At 66.8% G+C, this 23,147-nt stretch carries 26 protein-coding genes and 3 pseudogenes; 12 read left to right on the top strand and 17 right to left on the bottom strand.

The window, feature by feature from the left end:
- Positions 1–178 precede the first annotated feature (178 nt).
- The 9 genes and pseudogenes from GNX96_RS26225 to GNX96_RS26185 all read right to left on the bottom strand — a co-directional run.
- Positions 179–1,453: an aspartate aminotransferase family protein gene (locus GNX96_RS26225; RefSeq protein ID WP_279581524.1), complete on the bottom strand. Its 1,275-nt coding sequence runs from the start codon at positions 1,451–1,453 to the stop codon at positions 179–181.
- A 1,522-nt stretch (positions 1,454–2,975) separates the two neighbouring features.
- Entirely contained in the window at positions 2,976–3,320 is a 345-nt protein-coding gene (locus tag GNX96_RS26220; RefSeq protein ID WP_163570159.1) for an amidohydrolase family protein, read from the bottom strand.
- The gene (locus GNX96_RS26215) at positions 3,281–3,727 is read right to left on the bottom strand and encodes an amidohydrolase family protein (RefSeq protein ID WP_163570157.1); all 447 of its coding nucleotides are present in this window, start codon (positions 3,725–3,727) and stop codon (positions 3,281–3,283) included. Before GNX96_RS26215 ends, GNX96_RS26220 begins: the two co-directional genes overlap by 40 nt.
- A complete protein-coding gene (locus tag GNX96_RS26210) occupies positions 3,724–4,419 on the bottom strand; it encodes an amidohydrolase family protein (protein WP_163570156.1) in 696 nt (231 codons plus the stop codon). Before GNX96_RS26210 ends, GNX96_RS26215 begins: the two co-directional genes overlap by 4 nt.
- 12 nt (positions 4,420–4,431) lie before the next feature.
- Positions 4,432–6,423, bottom strand: a complete 1,992-nt coding sequence (locus GNX96_RS55300) for a heparinase II/III domain-containing protein (RefSeq protein ID WP_279581523.1) — start codon at positions 6,421–6,423, stop codon at positions 4,432–4,434.
- Positions 6,424–6,605: 182 nt separating this feature from the next.
- Positions 6,606–7,148 carry a Gfo/Idh/MocA family protein gene (locus GNX96_RS55295; protein WP_279581522.1) on the bottom strand — a complete coding sequence of 181 codons (543 nt, stop codon included), beginning with the start codon at positions 7,146–7,148 and terminating at the stop codon, positions 6,606–6,608.
- Entirely contained in the window at positions 7,148–7,327 is a 180-nt protein-coding gene (locus GNX96_RS26195) for a hypothetical protein (RefSeq protein ID WP_279581521.1), read from the bottom strand. The genes GNX96_RS55295 and GNX96_RS26195 overlap by 1 nt, the downstream gene beginning before the upstream one ends.
- Before the next feature lie 200 nt (positions 7,328–7,527).
- Positions 7,528–7,959: an extracellular solute-binding protein gene (locus GNX96_RS26190; RefSeq protein WP_163570153.1), complete on the bottom strand. Its 432-nt coding sequence runs from the start codon at positions 7,957–7,959 to the stop codon at positions 7,528–7,530.
- A gap of 49 nt (positions 7,960–8,008) precedes the next feature.
- A pseudogene (locus GNX96_RS26185) lies at positions 8,009–8,464 on the bottom strand (extracellular solute-binding protein); the annotation flags it as partial.
- Positions 8,465–8,653: 189 nt separating this feature from the next.
- Between GNX96_RS26185 and GNX96_RS26180 the strand changes: the two are divergent.
- The 7 genes from GNX96_RS26180 (at position 8,654) to GNX96_RS26155 (ending at position 14,235) form a co-directional block, all read left to right on the top strand.
- Positions 8,654–9,571, top strand: a complete 918-nt coding sequence (locus tag GNX96_RS26180; RefSeq protein ID WP_163570149.1) for a carbohydrate ABC transporter permease — start codon at positions 8,654–8,656, stop codon at positions 9,569–9,571.
- Positions 9,571–10,452, top strand: coding sequence for a carbohydrate ABC transporter permease (locus GNX96_RS26175; RefSeq protein WP_163570147.1), 882 nt, complete (start codon positions 9,571–9,573; stop codon positions 10,450–10,452). The genes GNX96_RS26180 and GNX96_RS26175 overlap by 1 nt, the downstream gene beginning before the upstream one ends.
- Before the next feature lie 329 nt (positions 10,453–10,781).
- Positions 10,782–12,098, top strand: coding sequence for a hypothetical protein (locus tag GNX96_RS26170; protein WP_163570145.1), 1,317 nt, complete (start codon positions 10,782–10,784; stop codon positions 12,096–12,098).
- On the top strand, positions 12,095–12,550 hold the full coding sequence (locus tag GNX96_RS64880) for a fumarylacetoacetate hydrolase family protein (protein ID WP_279581520.1): 456 nt from the start codon (positions 12,095–12,097) through the stop codon (positions 12,548–12,550). The genes GNX96_RS26170 and GNX96_RS64880 overlap by 4 nt, the downstream gene beginning before the upstream one ends.
- Complete coding sequence (locus tag GNX96_RS55285; protein WP_390624152.1) at positions 12,468–12,908, top strand: fumarylacetoacetate hydrolase family protein; 441 nt, start codon at positions 12,468–12,470, stop codon at positions 12,906–12,908. Before GNX96_RS64880 ends, GNX96_RS55285 begins: the two co-directional genes overlap by 83 nt.
- 262 nt (positions 12,909–13,170) lie before the next feature.
- Positions 13,171–13,536: a hypothetical protein gene (locus GNX96_RS26160; protein ID WP_163570144.1), complete on the top strand. Its 366-nt coding sequence runs from the start codon at positions 13,171–13,173 to the stop codon at positions 13,534–13,536.
- A gap of 204 nt (positions 13,537–13,740) precedes the next feature.
- Positions 13,741–14,235 carry an AGE family epimerase/isomerase gene (locus tag GNX96_RS26155; RefSeq protein WP_163570143.1) on the top strand — a complete coding sequence of 165 codons (495 nt, stop codon included), beginning with the start codon at positions 13,741–13,743 and terminating at the stop codon, positions 14,233–14,235.
- Between the two features lie 45 nt (positions 14,236–14,280).
- Here the strand turns inward: GNX96_RS26155 and GNX96_RS26150 are convergent, their stop codons facing one another.
- Entirely contained in the window at positions 14,281–15,699 is a 1,419-nt protein-coding gene (locus tag GNX96_RS26150) for a hypothetical protein (protein ID WP_163570142.1), read from the bottom strand.
- Positions 15,617–16,321 (bottom strand): PQQ-like beta-propeller repeat protein, encoded by a 705-nt coding sequence (locus GNX96_RS26145; protein WP_163570140.1) that lies wholly within the window; start codon positions 16,319–16,321, stop codon positions 15,617–15,619. The genes GNX96_RS26150 and GNX96_RS26145 overlap by 83 nt, the downstream gene beginning before the upstream one ends.
- Positions 16,322–16,373: 52 nt before the next feature.
- On the opposite strand from GNX96_RS26145, the gene GNX96_RS26140 reads away from it, so the two are divergent.
- From GNX96_RS26140 to GNX96_RS64875, 3 genes and pseudogenes are all read left to right on the top strand, one after another.
- A complete protein-coding gene (locus GNX96_RS26140; RefSeq protein WP_163570138.1) occupies positions 16,374–16,991 on the top strand; it encodes a hypothetical protein in 618 nt (205 codons plus the stop codon).
- The gene (locus tag GNX96_RS26135) at positions 16,988–17,584 is read left to right on the top strand and encodes a bacteriocin fulvocin C-related protein (RefSeq protein WP_163570136.1); all 597 of its coding nucleotides are present in this window, start codon (positions 16,988–16,990) and stop codon (positions 17,582–17,584) included. The genes GNX96_RS26140 and GNX96_RS26135 overlap by 4 nt, the downstream gene beginning before the upstream one ends.
- A 242-nt stretch (positions 17,585–17,826) precedes the next feature.
- Positions 17,827–18,639: pseudogene (locus GNX96_RS64875) on the top strand (DUF5829 family protein); the annotation flags it as partial.
- 241 nt (positions 18,640–18,880) lie between these two features.
- Here GNX96_RS64875 and GNX96_RS64870 read toward each other — a convergent pair.
- Positions 18,881–19,417 carry an MmyB family transcriptional regulator gene (locus GNX96_RS64870; RefSeq protein ID WP_390624158.1) on the bottom strand — a complete coding sequence of 179 codons (537 nt, stop codon included), beginning with the start codon at positions 19,415–19,417 and terminating at the stop codon, positions 18,881–18,883.
- A pseudogene (locus GNX96_RS64865) lies at positions 19,407–19,652 on the bottom strand (helix-turn-helix domain-containing protein); the annotation flags it as partial. The pseudogene GNX96_RS64865 and the gene GNX96_RS64870, both read right to left, overlap by 11 nt.
- A gap of 122 nt (positions 19,653–19,774) precedes the next feature.
- Here GNX96_RS64865 and GNX96_RS26120 point away from each other — a divergent pair.
- A complete protein-coding gene (locus tag GNX96_RS26120; protein ID WP_163570135.1) occupies positions 19,775–20,641 on the top strand; it encodes an oxidoreductase in 867 nt (288 codons plus the stop codon).
- 10 nt (positions 20,642–20,651) lie between these two features.
- Here the strand turns inward: GNX96_RS26120 and GNX96_RS26115 are convergent, their stop codons facing one another.
- Positions 20,652–21,383, bottom strand: coding sequence for a MerR family transcriptional regulator (locus GNX96_RS26115; RefSeq protein ID WP_163570133.1), 732 nt, complete (start codon positions 21,381–21,383; stop codon positions 20,652–20,654).
- A gap of 34 nt (positions 21,384–21,417) precedes the next feature.
- Positions 21,418–21,927: a cytochrome P450 gene (locus tag GNX96_RS61470; RefSeq protein WP_313885788.1), complete on the bottom strand. Its 510-nt coding sequence runs from the start codon at positions 21,925–21,927 to the stop codon at positions 21,418–21,420.
- On the opposite strand from GNX96_RS61470, the gene GNX96_RS61465 reads away from it, so the two are divergent.
- Positions 21,893–22,204 (top strand): hypothetical protein, encoded by a 312-nt coding sequence (locus GNX96_RS61465; protein WP_313885787.1) that lies wholly within the window; start codon positions 21,893–21,895, stop codon positions 22,202–22,204. The genes GNX96_RS61470 and GNX96_RS61465 overlap by 35 nt on opposite strands.
- 118 nt (positions 22,205–22,322) lie before the next feature.
- Here the strand turns inward: GNX96_RS61465 and GNX96_RS61460 are convergent, their stop codons facing one another.
- Both GNX96_RS61460 and GNX96_RS26105 read right to left on the bottom strand, forming a co-directional pair.
- The gene (locus GNX96_RS61460; RefSeq protein WP_313885786.1) at positions 22,323–22,595 is read right to left on the bottom strand and encodes a hypothetical protein; all 273 of its coding nucleotides are present in this window, start codon (positions 22,593–22,595) and stop codon (positions 22,323–22,325) included.
- A gap of 107 nt (positions 22,596–22,702) precedes the next feature.
- The gene (locus GNX96_RS26105) at positions 22,703–23,131 is read right to left on the bottom strand and encodes a hypothetical protein (protein ID WP_163570131.1); all 429 of its coding nucleotides are present in this window, start codon (positions 23,129–23,131) and stop codon (positions 22,703–22,705) included.
- Positions 23,132–23,147 lie beyond the last annotated feature (16 nt).

Genomic DNA, 23,147 nt, shown 5'->3' with positions numbered 1-23,147 from the left:
GACTGCAGGCTTGGCACCGTCTGCGGCAGGCTCGTATCGGCGGCCTGGGCCGCGCTCAGGCCCGAACCAACCATTGCGACGACGACACCGACCAACAACACTTTCCCCATCCAGCTGGCGAGTCTTCGTGCTGACATGCCTTTCCTCCCAAGCTCAACGATGGTGGATGCCGGCGATATCAAAGCGCGGCGAATGCGGCGTCGACAGCCCCTAAGGTCTCGTCGACCTGCGCGGGTGAGTGCGCTGTCGACAGGAACCACAGCCCACGTGGCACGGTGTTGACACCTCGTTCCAGCAGCAGCTCGTGCAACCGCGCCATCCGCGGCCGGTCGCAGGCGGCGAAGTCACGGTAGTCACGTACGTCCGACTTTTCGGTGAGGTAGACCTGAAAGACCGACCCGGGACCGGACACGAGCACTGGTACGCCATGTCGTTCGCCGGCCGCTCGAATGCCGGCCATCAACGCCTGGCCGGCCTGATGCATAGCCGGATAAACAGCCTCTCGCCGTTCGTCCAATATGGACAGTACGGCGGCGGCCGCGGCCATCGCGACCGGCTGCGAGTTGAAAGTGCCGGCATGCGCGACCCGGCCGTCGGCGATCGCGGCCATCACCTCTTCGCGGCCGGCGATCGCGGACACCGGCATGCCGCCGGCAATCGCCTTGCCGAAGGTGGCGAGGTCAGGCGTCACCCCGAAAAACTCCTGCGCGCCGCCGGCGGCCAGCCGGAAACCGGTGATGATCTCGTCGAAAACCAGCAGCGCGCCCTGCGCCGTACACAACTCCCGCAGCCCTTCCAGGAATCCGGGCACCGGCATGATCGCGCCGGTGTTGCACAGCAGCGGCTCACAGATCACCGCCGCTATCTGCCCGGAAAACCGCTCGAAGCAGTCGCGTACGAGCCCCAGGTCGTTGTACGGCAACACAATGAGATCGGCCGCGGAATGCGGGGTGAGGGAGGCCGCCGAGCCAGGCACCGCGTTGGGCTGAGAGGCCTGCCCCGCCAATGCCAGATCGGGATGCACGCTGTACAGCACCGGGTCGAGCCAACCGTGATAGTTTCCTTCGAATTTCACGATTTTCGGCCGGCCGGTCAGGCCGCGCGCCAACCGCAGCGCACCATGCACGGCCTCGGACCCGACCGTGTTGAAGCGGACCAGCTCCGCACCGGGCACCATCGCGCAGATCCGCTCGGCGACCTCGGCCTCCCACTCGTGCTGGGCCGCGTACGCGACACCGCGAGCGACCTGCTCGCTGACGGCTTTGACCACCGCGGGAGCCGCGTGGCCGAGAATGTTCGGGCCCTGCCCAAGGACGTAGTCGATCAGCCGGTTGCCGTCCACATCCCAGAGCTCGGCGCCGGACGCGTGGTCCACGAACATCGGCGTGCCGGCCGCGCGCCGGGCGTCGCTGGAGACGCCGCCGGCGACGCTGCGGCGGGCGCGCGCGTACATCTGCTCGGGACGGGTACGGGTCGGCATGTGCTTGGCTCCTTCGCGAAAAACTCAGCCGGACAGGGTTTCCGGCGGGATCTGTCCGGCAGCAGCCGGAACTGCAGCCTCGGCCGGCCGCCGGCGGGGGACGGCTGGGCCGGCAGCGGCCAGGCCAGGCCCGCTTCCACCAGCTGCCGCAGCATCCGGCGGCCGGTCCGGTCGGTGACCCGCAACGCCGCGCTCACGTCCTCCACGTCGACGACCAGCGGCTGGTCGGCCCCGGGATGGACGGCGATGATCCGTTCCAAGACGTGCGCCGCACGCGACTGGTCGCCCGCTGGCGCGGCGTTCATGTGCGGAGCAGACGCGGAGAGCACGACCTGTGTCTCGCCACCGTCCACGTAAATAGCCACCTCACCACGCCGTTCCAAGGCCGCGTCCAGTCCCGCGTACGCATTGGCCTCGGCGTCGCGCGCGGTGTGCCCGACGCCGATGCCGACGACCGCGAGCGGGAGGCCGAGCTGTTGCCGCGCGGACGTGACGAACGGCGCGTGTTGCAGATGCGAGGTCAGCGCGTCGAGCCCGCCATAGGTCGTGATGAGCCCGAACTGCCCATCGCCGCGGCAGGTCACGGTCGCGCCGACCTTGCGTGCCTCCTCCAGCAGCATCCGATGCACGGACAGCGACGCCTCCTGCTGCCAGTAGCCGCTGTTGCTGGCCCGCGAGCCCTCGCTGATCATCTGCACCGCCAGCATGGCGATCTGCTGGCCTTCGAGCCGGGTCCCGCGGCCAAGCAGCACCGCGGTCTCCAACGCCTCGCGTACGGTCGCGGGCGTCGGCCGGATCCGCATCACCGGGAAACCTTCGGCGCGCAACTGCTGCTCGACGGACAGGATCGTGGTCAGTGCCATCGTGACCGTGCCGGACTTCAGCAGTGGCCGGTGGAAGTCGCCGAACTCCTGCGCGGAGGCCGGATCGGAGTACGGCAGGCAGTGCACGCCCGTCGACGGGACCTCGATCTCCGCGTACGCCGCCTCCCAGACCGACTCGCGGCTGAGCGAGTCAATGCTGATCCGGGTCAGGTCGAGCCCGTCGTGGACCCGCCCACGCAACAACGTCGAATAGAGCGCAGCGCCACTGAGCCGCACATAAGACGCTGGTACGGACACATAGCCAGCCTCTCGGGCCAGGTCGTAGTGCATTGGCCCGGGAAAGACCGCCGCGTCGATCCGGTCGGCCAGCCGTTCATAGCGATCGCGGGCTTCGGCCAGGTCGTTGTGTCCGCCCGGCAGGAAACGTACGGCGCGGCGCGGGTTGCGCGCGAGGATCGCCTTGCCAGCCACGACCATCGCGCGTACGGACGAACGCGGTCCAAAAAGGCCTACCGCCATGTCCGGCGTCCGTTCGCCGGCCACCCGCTGCTCTCGGTCCTCAGTCACGAGCCTCTCCCGTCGCCACCAACGTCTGGTTCCGGCTCGCCGGCCAGCCGAACAGGCGTGCCGCGTTGCCGCCGAGCACCGCGGTGGCCGCCGCCGCGCGGCCGTCAGCCCGGCACCCACCACCCGCCCAAGCGACATTCGCTGGTCGATGAACGGAAAGTCGGAGCCGAACAGCACCCGGCTGGCGCCCCCACCTGCTCGACCAGCCAGCGTACGAGCGGACCGGTCATCGACGAACCGCAGACCTCCAGGTAGGCCGCCGGATGGCGGCGGACGACCGGGACGGACGCGGCCATGCCCGCGGGGCTCACGCCGCTGTGCCCGAGGATCAGCCGGACACCGGGGTGGCGCACCAGCACCGCGTCGACCACCTCCGGGTCGTCGTACGGCGACGTGTGCCAGGTGTGGGTCAGGACCGGCAGTCCACGGTCGGCGGCGTATTCCCCCACAGCGGCTCGTACGCGGCACCGGTCAACGGGTATTCATGCAGGTCAGGATGCACTTTGACGCCGACGAACCGAGGCTCGCCGGCCAGCCTCCGCAGCTCGCGCTCAGGCCGCTGCCACGGGTTGACCACCGCATAGCCGGCGATCCGGTCGGGAAAAACCGGTCGGCGGCCCGCAACGTCTCGGAGTTGCCGCTGTGCGCGTCGTACTGGATCGCACGATGCGACGACAGGACCGCCACGCGTACGCCCGTACGGCGCATAACGTCGACCATCGCGCTGGCGTCGGAGTCGGGAACGAAGAACAGGGCTGTACGGCCCGAGATGCGCGATGGACGCATGGACGTCGATGACGTCGACTCCGGTCAGCGGTTGGCCGGCTCGCATCGCGGCCAGCAGCGGATCGGTCATGTCAACCCCTGGAACAGCCGTACGGCGTTGCCGTGTCCAACCAGCTGGCGGTCCGCGTCGCTCAGCCCGGACCAGCTCAACCGGGCCACCGCCTCGGCCGGATCGCGGACGGGCGTACCGGTCCCGAACAGCAGCCGCTCGGCGCCCCACTGCCGGACGAACCACTCCACGCCCTGGTGGCTGGCGAAGTTGACCATGTCGGCGTGCAGGTTGGGCCGGCGGCCGAAGACCGCCGCGAGCCGGCGCAGGGTCCGGTAACCGAGCGCGGACACGATCACCGCAAGCCCTGGCCAGCGCCCGGCCAGCGCGTCCAGTGCCGGCCAGCCGATCTCCGGAAGACCGACTGTCAGCGGCAGCCGCTGCGCGACCAGCCGCTCATAGAGCGGATCCATCGCGGCATCAAGAGGGTCGAAGTCGTGGGTCGCCGGATACATCCGAACCGCGATCGCGCCTTCGAGGTCGACGGTCTCGCCCGGCGTCGGCGGCAGCGCGGTCATGCACGGATGCAGCCCGGACGTGCCGGCGACCGCCAGCGCTTCGGCGTTGCCGTGGGCGGGGGTCGTGCCAGACCGACGCGGTCGAACCGACGACTGCCTGCCCGATGCCGAGCCGGCGCATCTGCTCGGCGAGTTCGTCGACGTTCTGGCCACGCACGTACGCGCGCGGATAAGCGCCGACGGACGCGTGCACATCGATCAGCTCAGTCATGAGACGTCTCCGCGGGGCGGCGGACGACTCCGGACGGCGTGACGGTGTCCGTCCCCGTACGGATGCACGACCCGGACCTCGTCGCCAGCCGCGCTGAACGCCCAGGTCCCGGCCGCGGCGGGCACGATCACAGTCAGAAATTCCCCGCGAGGACGGCTGACGGTCAGCGTGTGCAGCGGCCCGAAGTCCGCCGTCCTGGTCAGCGGGTCAGGAATGCGGGATCGGCCTTCGGAAAAGGTGACAGTCGCGTCCTCGGCATCGGCGACCCACACTCGTACGTCCCCGGCGCGCCAGTCGTGCCACGGCCGCGGCGCGTGCAGCAGCAGGTCGTACTGGCCGCCGCCCTCTATCTCGTCGCGTACGACGAGATAGGCCGGATCGGTTCGTACGAGCACAAACCGCCGCCGATGCACGACGCCGTTTCCGCCTCGCCGGCCGGCGGCGAGGACCGTGGCCTCGGGCGACTCAACAAAGGTCTCGACCACCGCATCCCGGTCCGCGCCCACGTCCTGGCCGTCGACGACGACCGTGTTGTGACCGCGCGCGGACTGGAACCACGACTGGTAGTCGGGCACGTCGTAGTCGGGCGGCCCGCCTGCCTCCCACAACAACGGGCGGCCCCAGCCGTCCATCACGAAGTCGAGAACGGCGCGATGGGAATGCGACTCCAGCTCATGCTGGACGTACGGACCGCAGTTGACAACGACACGTACGTCGTCGTGCGCGCGCAGAACCGCATAGCCACTTTCCGCTAACAGCACGGAATCCTCGCCTCGATGCGGCTCGTTCCAGACCACGCCGGAGTCCTGCGGCGCCGGAACCCACCCCGCGGAGGTGGTGAGTTCGCGCAGCCACTCCTGCATCGCCACGACCTTCGGATGGTCGCCGAGACCCGTGTGCAGGTAGCGCTGGTCGACGGCGACCGCGAGTGTGGTGGCTGTCAGGCACATGTGGTGATATCCGGGCGATCGCTCAAAATGACCGCCATCGGCAGAGAAGTCCTGCTCGAGATGTTCGACCAACCGTGCACGGCCGCGCTCGACCCACTGGTTTGCCTCGGCGAGCCGCGGATAAACCGCGCCGACGTGCATCAGCTGGGTGGCCGACACGAGCTGCCAGTTGCCGTGCCGGAAGGCGTCGTGTTCGTCGTACGCCCACCTGGCGCCACCGACGATCGTTGCGAGGACCTGGCCCCAACATTCGTCGGAGAGCGGCATCAGGCTGTCCAGGGCGGGCAGCAACATCGCTGCCCGTGACCAGGTGCCCAGCGAATACCAGATCAGGTCCAGCCCCGGCCACTCCCCGACCAAGCCGTCGCGTCTTTCGTACCAGCTGGTGAAAAGGTCCTCGAACGACCGGGCGTAGGACTCGTCGCCAGTCCTCGCCCACGCCCGTACGGCAGGCTCCAGCCAGCGCAGGTAATGGAATCCGTAGCGGACGGACCGGCCAAGCCCGGCGCCGGTGACGTCCGGCGGAGCCGTACGCAGCAGGTCGGCCGCGGCCAAGGCCACGTCGTCCGCCGGCGCGGCCGGCCAGAGCGCCTCGTTTTTTTTCGTCTTGGCGACCCATAAACGCAGCGAGGCCAGATCGGTTGTTCCGGCGGGCTCGCCAAAAGCGCGTCGATCAGCTCGGCCGGCCCGATCCCGGTGATGCGGTCGTCGATGTGCCGCGGCTTTTCGGGAGCCGTCATCGCACGTCCATCGGCTGGCGGGTCCGGATCGACTCGACTCGTGCGCGGCCTCCAGGACCGCGGTCACGTCCCGCGAACTCTCGACCGTGATCAGTGGTTGCGCGCCGGTCAGGCAACAGTCGACGAAATGCCGGATCGCGTCGCGATACGCACCGGCCGGAATGCCGTGCATGACGCGCTGCAACAGGTTTCGCGGATAAGCGTACGCCTTTTCGGTGGCAAGGACGACGTTTTCCTTCTGCCGGTCGATCTGTACGACGCCTTGTTCGCAGGCCAGCGTGACGTACGAGTCGACCATCGTCGGGAAGGTTTCCGGATAAATCCAGGCGGATTCGAAGGTCGCGGTCGCGCCACCGGAATATTCGGCCTATCTGGATCGCATCCGGCGTGTCCACACCGAGGTCGCACAGACGACCGTACCGTGCGGTCGCGTACACGCGGACGACCCGGTCGTCGATGAGCCAGTTCATCAGATCGATGTCATGGCTGGAAAGAAACCACGCGCAGGTCGTCTTGTCGGCCCAGCTCAACATCTTCGTGGGGGACATATATCGTGTCGTCCTTGCGCGCATAGCCGACCACGGCCGCGCCGAGGTCCGCGACCAACTCCTTCGCCTGCGCGTACGCCGGCACCCAGCGGTGGTTGAAAAGGCACATCGCGACCACCCCCGCGGACCGAATCGCGGCGACCGCGCGGTCGGCCTCCTCGACCGAGGTGGTGAACGGTTTTTCCACCAGGATGTGCTTTCCAGCCTCGGCCGCTCGCACCATCATGTCGCCGTGCAAGTGGTCTGGCGTGGTCAGGACGACCGCGTCGACGTCGTCCGCGGCCAGCAGGTCGTCCAGGTTCTCGGCCACTCGCGCCGGCGGCGTTTTCTGGGCCGCGGCGAGAGACTGCGCGGCATCTCGCGTTCGGCTGGTGACGGCCGTGACGACCACGTCCCGCTCGCCGGACAGCGCGAGCGCGTTGCCACGGCCCATGATTCCGGCGCCGACGATCCCCATCCGCAGTTGGTCGCTCATCAGGTGGTCTTGGCCAGTGCGGAGTTCCATTGCGCCGCCGCGTCCGTCAGCGCCTGCGTCGCCGTCTTCGAACCGGTCATGTAGGCGCGTACCTGCTCGTCGAAAAGGTCGCGCAGATTCTCGTCGTTGCTCGATCCGAGCGAGGCGTCGACAATCTTCGGGAACGTCTGGACCAACACCTTTCGCGCCTGGTCGGCCGGTGTGTTGCCGGTGATGTTCGTGAAATACGGGTCTTGGAGCGTCGCCAGCGCGGACGGGTAAATCGACGTGATCTTGCAGAAGGTGAGCTCGTTGGTCGCCGAGGTGACGAACTTCAGCCACTGCGCGGCGGCGGCTTTGTGCTGCGAGGCGGCCGGAATGCCGAAAACCTGCTGGCCCGTCAGCAGCTGCGCGTGCCGGCCGGCCCGGTCACCGCCGGCCCGATCACGCTGTCGGCGTACACGTCCGGCGAGTTCTTCTGCAGCCCGATCAGATCGGTGGAGGTGGCGGACGGCAGGAAGGCGATCAGCTTGTTCGACAGGTTCTGCGCGTACGAGCGGGGGTCCTTGCCGAGCACGCCCGGCGCGATCGCACCGCTGGTCAGAAACTTCTTGTACTTGGCCAAAATCGCCGCGGCCTGAGGTGTGTTGAACGCGGCCTTCTTGCGATCGGGCGAGATCAGCTGGACCCCCTCACTTTGCATGGTGAAGCTGTAAGCCATCACGTTCGTGCCGTAGCCACCGGTGGTGTCCTTGACCTTCTGCGCGAGCGCCAGCGCGGCGTCCCAGCTGGTCGGCGGCTTCGCTGGGTCGAAGCCGGCCTTGGTCAGCACCGACCGGCGGTAAATGCCAAGGCCCGCGCCGCCGTTTGTACCACGGAATCGCGATCTGCCGGCCGCTCTGGTCTTTCAGCGGGGACGCCAGCGCTGGAGCGTAAGCGCTGAGGTCCTGCGGGCTGAAGAACTGGCTCAGGTCGGTCATGTTGCTGGCGAACAGTCCGGTCGTGAAGGACGTGAAGTTGACCGCGTCGGGCACCTTGTTGCCGGCGATCGCGGCGAGCAACTTGGTCGTGATGTCCTGCCCGGGCACGTCGACCCACTTGATCTTCACGCCCGGATGCGCCGACTGATAAGTGCTGATCAGGCGGTTGACGTACGCCGAGTAGTTCTTCTGCACGTTGATCGTCCACCACTCGACCTGGCCGGAGTACTGCGCACCGGCGGCACCGGCACCGCCCGCACCGGCCTGCTGGCCGCTGATGCATCCGGACAGCAGCAAGACCGCCGCCAGCAGGGCGGCGCCGAGGGCCGCGAGCCTGCGCAAGCGCGTACACACCATCAGAACTCCTCGATCTGCGATGTCCGAAACCACTACTTCGGACACAAGTGAATGTGGCCTTTCTTGGCCCGTACGTCAACCCTGTTCGGTGGATTGTTTTGCCTTTGAGCATGGATAGGCCTTGACAGGCCGTCGGACGACGGCCACCCTTGCGACATCTGATCCGGAAACAAGGTTTTAGGACATCTGATGGCAGCGGCTGGACTTATCCCGCGCGTACGCCGGCGCTCGCTCGGCCCGCGGCACGTCGTGGGCCAGCGGCGCTGGACGCCCTATTTGTTCATGCTGCCCGGCTTGGTGCTGTTCGCGCTGATGTTCGGCTGGCCGGCCTTCATCTCGCTGCAGATGTCGGTTTCGTCGTACCGGATCGTGACGCCGGTCAGTTTTGTCGGACTGCAGAACTTCGTCGGGTTGGCCGGCGACCCACAGTTCCATCACGCCATCGCCAACACCTTCCTGTTCATGGCGATGTTCCTGCCGTTCGCGGTCGTCCTGCCGCTTTTCCTCGCGATGCTGGTCAACCGGCCGCTGCGCGGCATCCACGCCTTTCGCGCTGCCTATTACCTGCCAGTCGTCACCAGCATGGTCGCGGTCGCCGTCGCGTGGCGCTATCTGCTCAGCCAGGAAGGGGTTCTGAACTGGCTGCTCTCGTTGGTAGGCCTCGGCCCGATCGATTTCCTGCTCGACACGCACTGGGCGCTGCCGGCGCTCGCGATCGTGGAAGGCTGGAAGAACATGGGCCTGTTCATGGTCATCTACCTGGCCGCTTTGCAAGGCGTGCCGCGCGAGCAACTGGAGGCGGCGACCGTGGACGGCGCCGGCGCGGCGCGGCGACTGTGGCACATCGTGCTGCCCGCGATCCTGCCGTACGTCACGGTGACTCTCACGCTCGGCATGCTGGAGTCGACTCGGTCGTTCGAGTCGATCTACGTGCTGACCAGAGGCGGACCGCAGGACAGTACGCTGACGCTCGGCTATTACATCTGGCACATCGCCTTCGAAAAATATGATGTCGGCTATGCGAGCGCGGCCGGTCTGGTGCTGTGGTTGATCATGATCGCGCTGGCGCTGGCCAACCAGCGCCTCACTCGGCGGCGAGACGCCTGATGGCTGTCACGACACCCGTACGCGCGCCGGAAAAGCCCCAGCCAGCGGCGAAAACTCCGGTCCGCCGGCGTCGCCGGCAGCTGGGAACGTACGTCGTGCTGGTCCTGGTCGCCTGCGTTTTTGTTGGACCGTTCCTGCTTTTGCTTGCCACCGCACTGAAACCCAGCAGCCAACCAGTCTTCTCGTTCCCGCCGGACCTCATCCCGCGACCACCGGTGGTCGACTGGTTCGTCGAAGCGTGGACGACGATTCCGTACAGCCGCTTCCTGCTCAACTCCGTGCTCTACGTCGGCGTGACCGTGCCGCTCTATCTCATCGTCTCGGCAATGACCGCCTACCCGTTGGCCCGGATCAGTTTTCGCGGCCGCCAGTTCTTTTTCGTGCTTTTCCTTTCCACCATGTTCCTGCCTGGCGAGCTGATGCTGATCCCGCGTTTCCTGGTGATGCGCGAACTCGGCCTACTCGACAGCTATGCGGCGGTGATCCTGCCGGCAATCCTGTCCTCGCTCGGCGTTTTCCTGCTTCGTCAGACCTTCGCGGCGATCCCGGACGAAGTCATCGAAGCCGCTCGCATGGACGGCGCGAGCGAATGGCGAATTTTCCTTTCCGTCGCGTGTCCGATCGCCCGGCCGACCATCGCCGTGCTGGCGATCCTGGGTTTCATCTCGGTCTGGAACAGCTTCCTCTGGCCGTTGGTCGCGCTGGACGACCAGTCGAAGTTTCCGATCGCGCTGGGCATCGCCTATCTCTCCGGCGTCAGCGGCGCCGACGTACGAGGGCTCGCCGCCGGGACCGTGCTGTCCCTGATCCCGGTGATCGCGGTCTTCGTTTTCCTGCAACGCCACATCCTGTCCAGCATGGCCGGCGCGGTCAAAGGGTGACGGCCTCCCAGAAAGCCGACTGTTACCAAGGAGGGGAACCACAGATGGATCAGAGTTTCGGGATCTCCCGGCGTGGCTTGCTCGCCGGCGCGGCCGGGCTCGGCGTCGGGGGCTGGGGGTTGGCCTCGGCAGCGCTTCGCCGGCGGCCGCCGCCACGTACGACTACACCTCCCGCACGAGTTTCGACACCTTTCTCGCGGATTTTGAAAGCTCCGGAGCTAAAGGTCAGGCCACCGACAACAACGAGTTCGGCTACCTGGCCTGGGGGCAGGCATACGTCCTGCTAGGTCTCGTGCGAATGTACGAGGCCACCAAGGGACACCGGCTATTTGGACCACCTGATCCGCAACATCGATCAGGTCCTTGACCAACGTGACCAGGTGCGCGGGGTGACCGACCACCGCGGGATCTCCGGACCGGTGTGGCGGGCGGCGACTCAGTACAACGCCGCCCGCGCCACGCTGATGGACAAGAACGGCAATCCGCTGCTCGACGTACGCACGGCCCAGCGTGCGGTGAACAATCTGGCGAGCATCGAGGTGGTGCACAACGGCGAGACCGACACCTCGCCCTTCACCTTGATCTTTCGGGACAAGACAAACGCGGCGACCACGTTCAGCAACGTCAATTTCGACACCGGCAGCGCCAACTACGTCTTCAAGGTGATTTACAACCAGTACAACGACAACACCCGGATAAGCGTCCGAGACGTACGCCCGAGCCACGCTACCGCGGTCGGCCTGCCGGTTGCCGCAAAGACCACCCTCCAACCCGCCAACTACGTTTATCCCGTCCACACCGGACAGATCTGCCACCCGATCGCCAGTTTCGTCAGGATTGTCAACGCCGACCCGACACTCAAAGCCAATACCCAGTACAAAGCCAAGGCCGACAGCTATCTGGCGGCGGTCCAGGCAGCGGTCGCATTCCATGACTACGAATACTGGGTCAACGCCGACGGTTTCGGCGCTTACCAGTGGCTGAAGGAAACCCCGGTGCCGGCGGACGGCAGCAACATGCCCCTCAACCAGTGCAACACCTTGGGCTCAACTTACGCGGAGCTCTATCGGATCACCGGATCGAGCGCTTATGCACTGCGCATGAAACAACTCAAGCTCTGCTTCCGCTCGGCCATGACCCAGGTCGGCACCGGAAGCAGTATCCGGTATTACTGGCCGTACTGGGGTCCGCGTGCGGCCGCGTACAACGGCTGGACCGCGACTGGTTTCACCGCCAAGGACATCTCCAGCTTCACCCAGACCAAGCCAGCGGAAAAACAAATCGAGGACATCAGCCACGCCGCGCTGAACCTCGAATTCGCGATTGACACCTTCCGTACCGGCCTGCCCGCACCCGACTCCGCCTTCTCGCTCGCCGACATGCAGCGACTGGCCAACACCTACCTGCTCTATATCAAGTCCGGCGCCACCACCGCCCACCTGAACATCAACGGCACCGGCACGGCCGGCGCCGGCTTCATCGACCAGATTCCCCGGTGGATCGGTATCGCCGAATGGAATCCGGCCGTCTACACGCATGCGCTCGCGGTCACCCAGGCGCAGGCGTTCCAGCCCGACCAGGGCTCACACGTCCTCGGTTTCGCCTACTGTGTTTACGGCACCATCAAATTCGGGAAGAGTTCATGAGATTCGTACGACTGGGTGAGCCCGGACGAGAACGCGACGCCGTACTGATCGACGATCAGTACGCGGCGTGGCTTTCGCCTGGGGACGGCGATCTGCGATCGCGCGCGGCGGCCGCGTCGGGTCGAGTCGCGCTCGCCGACCATCGGATCGGCGCACCGCTGCGGCCGGGGAAGATCGTCTGTGTGGGACTGAACTACGCGGATCATGCCGCTGAGGGCGGCCAGCAGGCACCGGAAGAACCGATCTTGTTCATGAAAGCGCCGGACACCGTGGTCGGGCCGTACGACGACGTGGTTATTCCCATGGGCGGTGAAAAAAACCGACTGGGAGGTCGAGCTCGGGATTGTCATCGGCAGTCAGGCGACCAACGTGTCCAGTGCGGCCGCGGCTGCGGCACACATCGCCGGCTATGTGCTCTGCAACGACGTGTCCGAGCGCCATTTCCAGGCTGAGCGCGGTGGTCAGTGGGACAAAGGCAAAAACTGTGCCACCTTCTGCCCGCTCGGGCCATGGTTTGTCACGGCCGACGAGATCGCCGACCCGCAGGACATCGCGCTGGGCCTGGAGGTCAACGCGAAGCCGTACCAGAAGTCCACCACCGCACAGATGATCTTCTCGGCCACCTATCTGGTCTGGTATGTCTCGCGGTTCATGACGCTCTACCCCGGCGACGTGATCAGCAGTGGCACACCCGCCGGCGTCGGCGCCGGGCAGAGTCCACCGGTCTTCCTCCGGCCTGGCGATGTCATGCGTGCCTGGGCCAGCGGCCTCGGCGAACAACGTTCTCGGCTGGTTTCCGTGTCTTCGTAACGTATGAAGGCGAAAGCCGCCGCACCGGCTCGACGCGCGAGTCCCGCCAACCGAAAAGGAAATCGTCACCACATGACCCCGCATGACCGCATCGCCAGCGCGGCGGCCGAGGACCTGCGCCACCTGAACTCCCAGGTCCTGCCGTGGTGGTTTCGACAACGGCAGCGACGACACCCGCGGCGGCGTTTTCACCTGCTTCAGCAACGACGGCGAGCTGGTCTCCACCGACAAGTACACGTGGAGCCAGGGTCGCTGGGCCTCGGTGACCGGTGCCATCGCGGTTTCCGCCAAGGCCGGCATGCCTTTGTACGGCGGCGAAAAGGCGGCGGAGCGATCGGCCCGTACGGCCGATTTCCTCCAGGCCAACGCGATCCTGCCGGACGGCAGCACCAGCTATCAGCTGACCGCGGACGGCGCGCCAGTGAAGCAGCCGGACGGCTCGCTGCACAGCAGCGTCTACGCCGACCTGTTCGTCGTCCTCGGCCTCGCCGGTGCCGCGCTCGGCAACGCCGGCGACTCCCGCTGTCCACAGTGGACCGCGACGGCCAGCCGCGTGCTGGACTCGGCCGCCAGCGCGTACGGGCCGGTGCCATTCGTACCGAGCCCTATCCGGTGCCCGAAGGTATGACCAGCCTCGCCGTCGGCATGATGATGCTGAGCGCCGCGACGGCGCTTTTCCGCGCTACCCAAGACGCTACCGCCAAAGACGTGATGCTTTTCTGGGCGGACGAACTGGTTCGCGGCGCGGCCGACGATATTCCAGCGGAATTCGAACCTGTCACCGCGGCCCGCCCGGTCGACACCCTGATGACTCGACACCGGACGCCGGGGCATGTGCTGGAAATGCTGTGGTTTCTCGTCGACGCCGCCGACGCGCTGCCCGAACTTCACGACCGGCTCGGCGACTGGGTCGTCGACCGCGCCCTCAGCTCGCTCCGGCTGGGGGGGGGACGAGATCGACGGTGGGCTTTTCCGGTTCGTCGACCGCGACGGCGGGCCCCCGACCGGCGACCGGATGGGCGTCGCGTACGAGGACCTGGTGGATCGTACGTGGTCGACGAAACTTTGGTGGCCCCACGCCGAATCGCTCTATGCGACCGCGTTGCTCGTGGACCGGTACGCGTCCGACGAGCTGCTGGCCTGGCATGACCGGATCCGCGACTACACGTATGCGACTTTCCCAGCACCGCAGGGCCGGGAATGGATCCAGGTCCGGGACCGCCGCGGCGCGCCACTCAATCAGGTCGTCGGCCTGCCAGTCAAGGACCCGTTCCACGTCCCGCGTGCGTTGTTGTTGACCGCACGGCTGGGAAAACAGGGTTCGTGATCTCAGCCAGCACTGTTGGATAAAGCGGCGGCGAAGGGCGGCCGACTAGATCTCGCCAAGGTGGATGCGTACGAGGTTGTTCCCGCGGATCGTGTAGAGCGAATCCGAGGCCTCGTCGTACGCCGGTGCCGGCTCGTTGAACCAGACTCCCGCGAGCCCACTGACCAGCGTCTTCGGGCCGTTGACAGCGAGCCGGAAGACGGTGTCCCGGGTCGCGCCGTAAAGCTGTCCGCCGCGCTCGAAGAACATTCCGCCGCTCTGGTCGGCGGTGGCGTACGTTCTGAGGACCTTTCGCCGAACGGGGTCGGCGACGAATATCGTTCCGCTGTTCGTAAGACCATAGAGCAGCGGGCCTCCCATGATGAGGTCGTCATAGCCCAGAGCGCCGGGAATGGCATTCCAGAGCCAAAGTACGGTCCGCGTCCGCAGGTCGAAAGCGGCCAGCGACGCCTCCGTCGCGACTGGGTCGATGCCGTCCGTGTACGTGTTGCCGCCGAGATAGACGACCGGTCCAGCGACGCCGATCGCGCTGACGGCCTGGTGCGGAATTACCTCGTTATAGCGCTCAACGGCGTTGGTGCGCAGATCGAACAGCGAGAACGCGCCGCCCGACTTCCCGTAGTCGATCAGCGTGCCAATCCCAAGCTCGCGCCCGCCGGGCATCAGCCGCATCGCCATTGGCCGGTTCTGTTCGCCGCCGATGGCGGCTTTGCGGTCGACCGTGCCGCTCGTCGTCGGGTCGTACGTGTCGACGAACGCGCCTGGATAGATCGCCATGTAGAGCCTGCCGTCGACGGGCAGCGCCTTCTTGGCTTCGCCGCCATCGCGGACACGGGTCAGCTTGCCCGTACGCAGGTCGTGCACGCCAAGGCTGAAATTGCCGGCGACACATGCCTGCGCGACCTTCTCGTCGTGCAGCACGGCGACGGATTGAACAGGTTCCGGTCCTGCCGGAATACCAGCGGTGACCAGATCGGTGATCGTGTGCGTGCCGGTCGCCGGGTCGATGGACCACATCTCCCCGCTGCCCGCGACGCCGACCACGCGCCCGCCGACGGAGAAGACACCGCGCGTCTCGTCGTTGGCGATCGGGTCGCCGAGCTCGGTGAGCGTGCCCGCGGCGATGTCGTAGTCGTAGACCGATCCGGACGCACGGGTCGTCAGCAGCACGTGGCCACCGTTGATCGCGACCGAGTCGACGACGCCCTGGCCGGTGTCGACGACCTTGTACTGGCTCTCGTCGCGCCGGTTGATGATCAGCAGGCGGCCGGTCGGTTGCGTCCCGGCGACGAGGTGGTCAGCGTTCGCCGCGAGGTCGTAGACGAAGGTCTCCTCGCGGACCTCCGGTGGGCTGATGTCGGTTTTCTGGCCAGTGCTCGGGTCATACGCGACGATGTGCGCCGACGCCCCGCCCGTGCCGGCGTAAATGGTTCCGTCGGGGGCCGCCGCAACCGCCCCCGACATACAGCTGACCAGCGACGACGGCGCCGAGATTGCGCGCCTGTCCGGTGTCCGGACTGACCGCGAAAAGCTCGCCGCCCGGATACGTCCCGGCGTACAAGGTGCCGTCCGGAGCAGTGGCCAGATCCCAGATGTACTGCTCGCCCGGCAACTGGACGACGCGGCTCGCGGTGTTGGTCGCGGGGTCGTACCGGTCAATGTCGGCGGTCGGATACATCCCCGTATAGACCTTTCCGCCGGACATCGCCGCCGCCCAGCCACCAGTCCCGGCCGGAAGCGGAGCCGACGCCACCACGCGACCGGTCGCCACGTCATAGCGCGCCACGACGGCCGGCGTCACGCCCCGCGTGACCAGGTAAATACTGCCGCCATCCTGCGTCGCGCCAGTGATCGGCGACGACAGGACGCCGGTGCCGAGGTCGTCGATCCGAGGTCTGGACGACTTCCCCGGCAGTGGCCCTGAAGCAGGCGCGGCGCCAGCTGCGATCGCCGACGCCGACGCCGTGAACCCGACAACGAGCATCAGGAACATCCGCGCACCTTCTTTTTCGGTCAGGACCGTAATGGAGTCGAACGTTAGTAAACGCACCCGTACGACTCGAGTCAACAGCCGAAGCAGCTGCACCCAACACGCGCTCGCGAAAACAGCTGGCAGGCGATCAAGTTCCCGCAGAACCGTGGAGGACTTCCTACGCGGCGATGTCACCGCCGAAGAGATCGCCGCCGCTCTCATTGGCATCTTCACCGGCGGAGTCAGCTGCGCGGTGCATTGCATTGCAAAATCCACGAGAATCTCTTCGTCGTGTTGCGTGGTTCAGCACATCCGTCGCGTACGTCCGCCCAAGCATTCCATCGTGCTCGAAAGGCTTGTGAGGATCCGATCCGCAATGTCACCGTCTACAGCCATGAGTGAACGTTGGGTACTGGCGTTCGACGCCACATGTGGCACATGCACCAAAATCTCGACGGCGGTTAGCCAGGCGTGCGGCGGCAGGCTGAAAATCCTGCCGCTGTCGCGCGACGACGTCCGCGGATGGCGGCAGGAGGCACTCGGCGAGAATCCGCCCTGGGCACCGACGCTCATCCAGCTGACGGACGGACGGCCGCGTGCGTGGACCGGCACGAGGATGACAGCGCGGCTCGCGCGTTTGCTCGGACCACGCTCGTCGATGCGCGTCGTGCGGGCGCTTGGGCAGCTCCGCCATGAAACGCTGACTCCGCGTCCGTCAACCGCGGTGGGGCGCCGACAGCTGCTGAAGTTCGGCGCCGCCGGGATCGCGGTGGCGGTGGAATGATCCTCACCGGCCGTACGCCGGCGTTTGCCGAACAGGCCAACACCTCCGCGCAGGCCTGGGTCGCGGCGCATCGCCACAACCTGCCGGCCGAGTACGACGAGGTCATTTCGTACTCGATGGCCTACCGCAAGGCGATTTACCAGGCATTGCCCGCAAGCGCACGCAGCCGGCTGTGGGTCACTCAAATCGACCGTTATCGCGCCTCCCACCCGAGTCTGACCGCCGAGCAGTCCGGCGTACTCGATCGTGTTCGCACCATCGCCGCGACAGAGAAATACTTCTCGAACGACCGAACCTCCGCGACGCCCGACACGGTGGTCAAGAATGTTGAAGCGGATGCCGAACGCGTCCTTGGCCGGGACCAGACGCGCACGCTGCTCGCGACCCTTGGTCCTGCGCCCGCTTACGCACGGGTGCAACCGCACAGCCCATCCGAACCCGATTGCAACTGCAGCGTTGACAGTCCTTACTGCGGCCCTTCACCCAACTACTGCTCCCCAGCCGGTGACGTGTACGACTGCCACGTGCATGCAGCGGACTGCGGGTTCCTTTTGCTCTACTACTGCGACGGCACGTGCATAGATCCAGTCTGAGAGCCGCCGGTTCCCAGCAGGATGCGCGCCTGGCTGGAAACCTCCGTCCATAGCAGAATCCTTTGCGCGGGTGGGAAGCGCAGGTGGCCGGACGCAGTCGACCAGCTCGTTGACGTCGTACTAGCCGCCGCCATCGGTATAACGAATTGACCTGAATTAGTGTCAAAGTCCGGGTGGCGCGGAAGTTTGTCGAATCAGTAAAAGATCGATAAAGCTGCGCACCTGGACCCTAGGATCGCCGCATGGGGCTAAAAACACTGTTGCGAACGACCATGGTGCTCACGCTTGCTTTCACAGGTGTGGCAGCGGCCGGCGCGAGTACGGCGCAGGCAGCGCAGAACAACGGCCAGCAGTTGCTGTACTTCAACCACACGTACGGGGTGCTGGACCGCACCACCGCCGACGCCATTGAGCATTCGACCTACCTGCGTGATTTCGCCAGCTTTGAGGTGCGTACGACGACCGGCAGTCAGGGATCGTGGACTGGCCGTTACGTGTACGGCAAGAACACCTACCTCGAGCTGTTCGGTACCGGTGACCTACCGGCGCCGGACAACCAGTTCGGCTCGGCCGGAATGGGTGTCTCGGTCGAACGGACCGGGCAGCTGGCCACGGTCGTCGACCGGCTGCGTGCGGACGGCATCGCGAACCCGCTGACCTTTACCCAAACCCGCGACTTCGGCGACGGCACTGCGCCGGTGCCGTGGTTTGACGCGGTGTTCACCACTGACCAGTACGACAAGTTCGGCGCCTGGGGAATGGAATACAGACCGGAGTATTTCGCCGACCCGCGCGCCAACAAGACCGAGCCCGCCGAATTTCCCGGCGACATCAGCCGCGAGCGTTACCTGTCTGACGACTACAAGAACCACCTGATGCGCGACGTCACCCGCGTCCATCTGGCCGTCACCGCGCGCGATCTGGCCAATACGACGCCGCTGCTGAAAGCCGGCGGATTCACCATTCGTACGGTTGCCGGTGGTGTGATCGCCTACTGCGGCGGAACCACGCTGCAGTTCGACTCCGTCCCGGTTGGCCAGGCGGGCCTGCGCGGCGTCGAGTTCTCTCGCTCAACCGCTCGGTGGCCTCCGCACACCGGGAGCAGCTCGGCCGGTCCACCCTCGTCGTCGGCCCGGGCAGCCAGGCTTTCTGGACGTTCCCCAGCTCCGCGAGCTGACGCCGGCCCAGCTCGGCGAGCTGCGCGACGCCGCGCTCGGCGCCTCGCTCGGCGCCGAGCCGAACTCCTGAGTTGCGATCGGCTAGACGAGGCTGCGCAGTGCCGTGTCGTCTTTGCTCTCAGGTTGGGGAAAGTACACGTACAGCACGTGCCCCTGGGGTCCGGCGAGCGCGAAGGTTTCGAAGCTGAGGAGCAGGACGCCGATGCCGTCGACGCAGCAGCCGTTTGTCGCCTATCACGCGCTCGTACACGTCATGGGAGTCCCACAGCTCGCGGAAAGTCTCGCTGCGCTCGCGCATAGCCGCGACAAAAGGGTCGAGCTCCGCGCGGCGCGCGGCCGCGGTGGTACGCAGGCCAGCGACGGCCTGCCGGGTGATGTCCTCCCAGTCCGGGTAGACCTCCGGCGCGCGCGGATCGAGGAAGGTGAACTCGATCAGGTTGTGTCCCGGGCTCCACGCGGGGTTGACCCGAGCGGCCAGCGCGGTGCCGGGCAAGTACGTCGCGGTTGGGGGCGACGACGAAGGCCGGCAGGTCGGCCCAACGCTCCAGCAGGCGCAGCATCCCCGGTCGCACGGTGTGCTCGGGGACGGCGTGGGCGTCAGCTGGGGCCAGCGCTGGCGTCGCGAGGGACCACAGATACGCCCGTTCGGTGTCATCCAGGCGCAGCGCTCGGGCCACCGCTTCGAGGATCTCACGGGAGGGATGCCGGTCGCGGCCCTGCTCGATCCGGGTGTAGTAGGACGGGCTGACCCCTGCCAGCAACGCCAGCTCCTCGCGGCGCAGCCCGGTGACCCGCCGTCGCGTGGTGTCCACGACGCCGGCGGAAGCGGCGTCGATCTTCTCCCGGCGGGTACGCAGGAAGGAGCCGAGCTGGTTGTCCTCGCGTGTCATCCAGTACGACTTTACCGCTGCTCGCGGGCTTGATCCTGGTACGACGCCGCGGAAGCTGACCCTGCGAGAGCCACCCTCAACAGGGTGTGGCACGTCCGCGGAGCCGCTGGTGTCATGGAGGCATGGCAACCGAAACAGATAAATCGCCGGTGTGGTTGATCACCGGATGCTCCAGCGGCCTCGGCCGCTCGCTGGCCGAGTACGCGCTCGACCGGGGTGACCGGGTCGCGGTCACCGCACGCGATCGCGCGACCGTGACCGATCTCGCTGCCAGGTATGGAGACCGGGCACTGGCGCTGTCCCTCGACGTCACCGATCCCCCGTCGGTGACCGCGGCCGTCCAGGCGTGCGAGCAGACGTACGGATGCATCGACGTCCTGGTGAACAACGCCGGATACGGCTACCTGGCCGCCATTGAAGAGGGCGAGGACACCGCCGTTCGTGCCTTGTACGAGACCAATGTGCACGGCGTGGTGACGGTCCTCAAAGCGGTGCTGCCCGGCATGCGGGCCCGCCGCTCGGGGCGAATCGTCAACGTCTCCTCCTTCGGCGGCTTGGCGGCCTTCGCCGCGACCGGCTACTACCACGCCACGAAGTTCGCGCTGGAAGGTCTGTCGGAGTCGCTGGCCGCGGAGGTCGCGCCGCTGGGCATCGCGGTCACGATCGTGGAGCCGGGCGGTCTGCGTACGCAGTGGGCAGGGAAGTCGATGCAGCAGTCCCCCACCCGTCTGGACGACTATGAGCAGACCGCGGGCAAGCGCCGCGACTCCACGCTGGCTGTGTCCGGCCATCAGCCCGGTGACCCCGTGCGGGCCGCCGCGGCGATCGCCACCGTCGTGGACGCCGACGTACCGCCTCTGCGGTTGCTGCTCGGTTCCGACGCTCTCGCCGGCGCCCGCGCCCGCCTGGACCGGACGCGACGCGAGACCGACGCGAACGAGGCGTTGACCCGCAGCGCGGACGCTGAGCCGCTGGCGGCGGCCGGCTAGGCGGAACGGGTTACCGATCCACGGACAGATCGGTGAGCAGCTCGTCGAGTCGCCGCCAACTGGGCGAGCTGGCCGGCTCGGACGTGCGGAGCATCCGGACGATGATCGGGTCGACCTGTACTGGGTGGTCCGGACCGGGCGGCTGGTTGAGCAGCCAGCGACTCGTACGGTCGGCCAGCGCCGGCAGCCGCGGGTCGTCGGCCGGCCAGTCGTACGCCGCGTCGTACGCACGGTAGATCTCGCGGAACTCGGGATCGGCCATCGCGGTCAGCTTCTCGGCGACCCAGCTGGCGGCGTCGTCCGGCGAGACGGTGTGCATCAGAATCCAGAGATCGCGTTCGGTCCGTACGCCACGCTCGCTGAGGCCGAGTTCCTCCAGCTGTCGCAGGTAGTCGGCGATTTCGGCCGACACGAACAGCTCGTCGCCGGCCCGCAGGCGCAGCACCCGTTGCCTGCTGAGTTCCATCCGCCGGATCTGTGCACGCAACGCGCTCTCGATGTCGGCGATGGCCGCGGCGAACTGCTCCTCGTCCGCGGCCAGCAGCTCCTTCACCCGGGACAGCGGCACCCCAGCCTCAGCGAGCGTGCGGATCTTGATCAGCGCGATCGCGTGCTCGGCGCGGTACCGCCGATAGCCCGAGGCGTCCCGCTCGGGCTCCGGCAGCAGGCCGCGCTCGTGGTAGTGGCGGACGGCCTTGACCGTACAGCCGGCGGATGCCGCGAGCTGGCCGATGGTGATCATGCGCCTCGCAGTCCCTCTCCCTCGTGTCGCCGCCCTACCATGCCACCGGCAGGCGCAGCACACCGTAAATGTCGGTTCCTTGGCGCAGCGGCACCGCGTCGGCCGGTACGGCCAGGTGCAGGTCCGGGAACCTGGTGAACAGCGCAGGCAACGCCACCTGCAGCTCGGTACGCGCCAGCTGCTGGCCCAGGCATTGGTGGATGCCGTGGCCGAACGCCAGCTGGCCGGTCGCCTGCCGGCGTACGTCCAGCCGGTCCGGATCCGCGTACTTGTCCGGGTCGCGGTTGGCGGCGGCAAGCGAGATCGCGACTGTCTCACCGGCTCGGATGAGCTCGCCGTCCAGCTCGACGTCGGCGATCGCGTACCGGGCGCCCGTGTGCGCGATGGTCAGGTAGCGCAGCAGCTCCTCGACCGTGCTCGCGGCCAGCTCGGGCTCCGCTCGCAGCGCCGCCGCCTGGTCGGGATGGCGCAGCAGCGCGTACGTGCCGAGCGAGAGCATGTTCATCGTCGTGTCGAAACCCGCGCCCAGCAGGAACGTCGCCACCCCGGCCAGCTCGGTGTCGGTCAGGTCGCTCGCCGTCAGCTCGCTCGCTCAGCATGTCGTCGGTCGGGACGGCCCGCTTGGCCACCACCAGCCCGGCCAGGTAGTCGATCAGGGTCTGGTACGCCGCGTATTGTTCCTCCATCGTCGTATCGACCCCGGACAGGACGCCGATGTGGCTCTGGAACGACGCCCGGTCGGCGTACGGGACGCCGAGCAGCTCACAGATCATCAGCGCCGGCACCGGCTGCGCGTACGCCGCCACCAGATCCGTCGGTGAACCGTGCTGCTCCATCGCGTCGAGGTGGTCTGTGCAGATCTCGACGAGCCGGTCGGTGAGCTGGCGCATCCGCCGTACGGTGAACCGCCCGACCAGCAGCCGGCGGAACCGCGTGTGCTCAGGCGCGTCCATCGCGGTCAGTGTCCCGGGCGGCGCCGGCGGCGGCGTCCCGATGTCGGCGAGTGGATAGTGGCCAAGCTCGTGGCGGGAACTGAACCGTGGGTCCGCCAGCACCGCGCGCACCTGCGCGTGTCCGGTCACCAGCCAGCCCAGATGGGCCGTCGGGGAACAGCATCCGGCGTACCGGCCGCTCCCGCAGCTCGGCCAGTCCGGCGGGTGGGTCGAACGGGCATCGGGGCGACCGTTCGGTCGGCAGTTTCACCGCGTCCATCGGAAATCCTGTCTGTGTCAGCTGTCGGAAGTACGGCGTCGGCCGTACTCCCGACATGCTCGAACCCTGCCCCAGGGGCAAGGTCAAGCCAACACAGAACAACCGCCTCAGGTCCAGGTTCCCACGCCGCTGCAGACCTCTTGTCCGGACACACCATTGTCTGACGGCGGCGTGGCCTGCCCGCATATCTCAAGCGTATTCTGAGGCGTTCCGCCACCGCTTGCATCCGGAGTCCATTGTACGTTCTTGGACGCACCAGTTCCCGCGATGAGGTTATAGTTGCGGTCATACAGGCCGACCCAACCAGCCGGGAAGCCTGTCACCTGCCCGTGGAACCAACCGTTCTGGTTGTCCTGCCACATATTGATCGTCAAATAATAACCGACATTCGCGATCTTCACCGCCGATACGCCAGTCCACACCCGCGTATAAGTGTCAGCGGGTCGGAGCTGTGCCGCGGCAGCACCATTTGGTCCGACGGCCACCAGTCCCACTGCCAGCGCCAGTGAGATAAAACCAACCATAAGCTTTCTCATCAAGACACCTTCCATC

It is taken from the genome of Fodinicola feengrottensis (genome assembly GCF_010993775.1).
Classification (GTDB): domain Bacteria; phylum Actinomycetota; class Actinomycetes; order Mycobacteriales; family HKI-0501; genus Fodinicola; species Fodinicola feengrottensis.
Note: the sequence above shows the minus strand (reverse complement) of the source record. Positions and strands in the feature narration are given on the sequence as shown.

Bases quoted from the DNA above. Each gene is read 5' to 3' on its own strand.
- GNX96_RS26225 (WP_279581524.1), bottom strand. From the start codon at position 1,453: ATGTACGCGCGCGCCCGCCGCAGCGTCGCCGGCGGCGTCTCCAGCGAC.
- GNX96_RS26215 (WP_163570157.1), bottom strand. From the start codon at position 3,727: ATGACCGATCCGCTGCTGGCCGCGATGCGAGCCGGCCAACCGCTGACC.
- GNX96_RS26210 (WP_163570156.1), bottom strand. From the start codon at position 4,419: ATGTGCACGCGTCCGTCGGCGCTTATCCGCGCGCGTACGTGCGTGGCC.
- GNX96_RS55300 (WP_279581523.1), bottom strand. From the start codon at position 6,423: ATGGTCGACTCGTACGTCACGCTGGCCTGCGAACAAGGCGTCGTACAG.
- GNX96_RS55295 (WP_279581522.1), bottom strand. From the start codon at position 7,148: ATGAGCGACCAACTGCGGATGGGGATCGTCGGCGCCGGAATCATGGGC.
- GNX96_RS26180 (WP_163570149.1), top strand. From the start codon at position 8,654: ATGGCAGCGGCTGGACTTATCCCGCGCGTACGCCGGCGCTCGCTCGGC.
- GNX96_RS26175 (WP_163570147.1), top strand. From the start codon at position 9,571: ATGGCTGTCACGACACCCGTACGCGCGCCGGAAAAGCCCCAGCCAGCG.
- GNX96_RS64880 (WP_279581520.1), top strand. From the start codon at position 12,095: ATGAGATTCGTACGACTGGGTGAGCCCGGACGAGAACGCGACGCCGTA.
- GNX96_RS26155 (WP_163570143.1), top strand. From the start codon at position 13,741: ATGTGCTGGAAATGCTGTGGTTTCTCGTCGACGCCGCCGACGCGCTGC.
- GNX96_RS26150 (WP_163570142.1), bottom strand. From the start codon at position 15,699: ATGTCGGGGGCGGTTGCGGCGGCCCCCGACGGAACCATTTACGCCGGC.
- GNX96_RS26135 (WP_163570136.1), top strand. From the start codon at position 16,988: ATGATCCTCACCGGCCGTACGCCGGCGTTTGCCGAACAGGCCAACACC.
- GNX96_RS64870 (WP_390624158.1), bottom strand. From the start codon at position 19,417: ATGACACCGAACGGGCGTATCTGTGGTCCCTCGCGACGCCAGCGCTGG.
- GNX96_RS26120 (WP_163570135.1), top strand. From the start codon at position 19,775: ATGGCAACCGAAACAGATAAATCGCCGGTGTGGTTGATCACCGGATGC.
- GNX96_RS26115 (WP_163570133.1), bottom strand. From the start codon at position 21,383: ATGATCACCATCGGCCAGCTCGCGGCATCCGCCGGCTGTACGGTCAAG.
- GNX96_RS61460 (WP_313885786.1), bottom strand. From the start codon at position 22,595: ATGGACGCGGTGAAACTGCCGACCGAACGGTCGCCCCGATGCCCGTTC.
- GNX96_RS26105 (WP_163570131.1), bottom strand. From the start codon at position 23,131: ATGAGAAAGCTTATGGTTGGTTTTATCTCACTGGCGCTGGCAGTGGGA.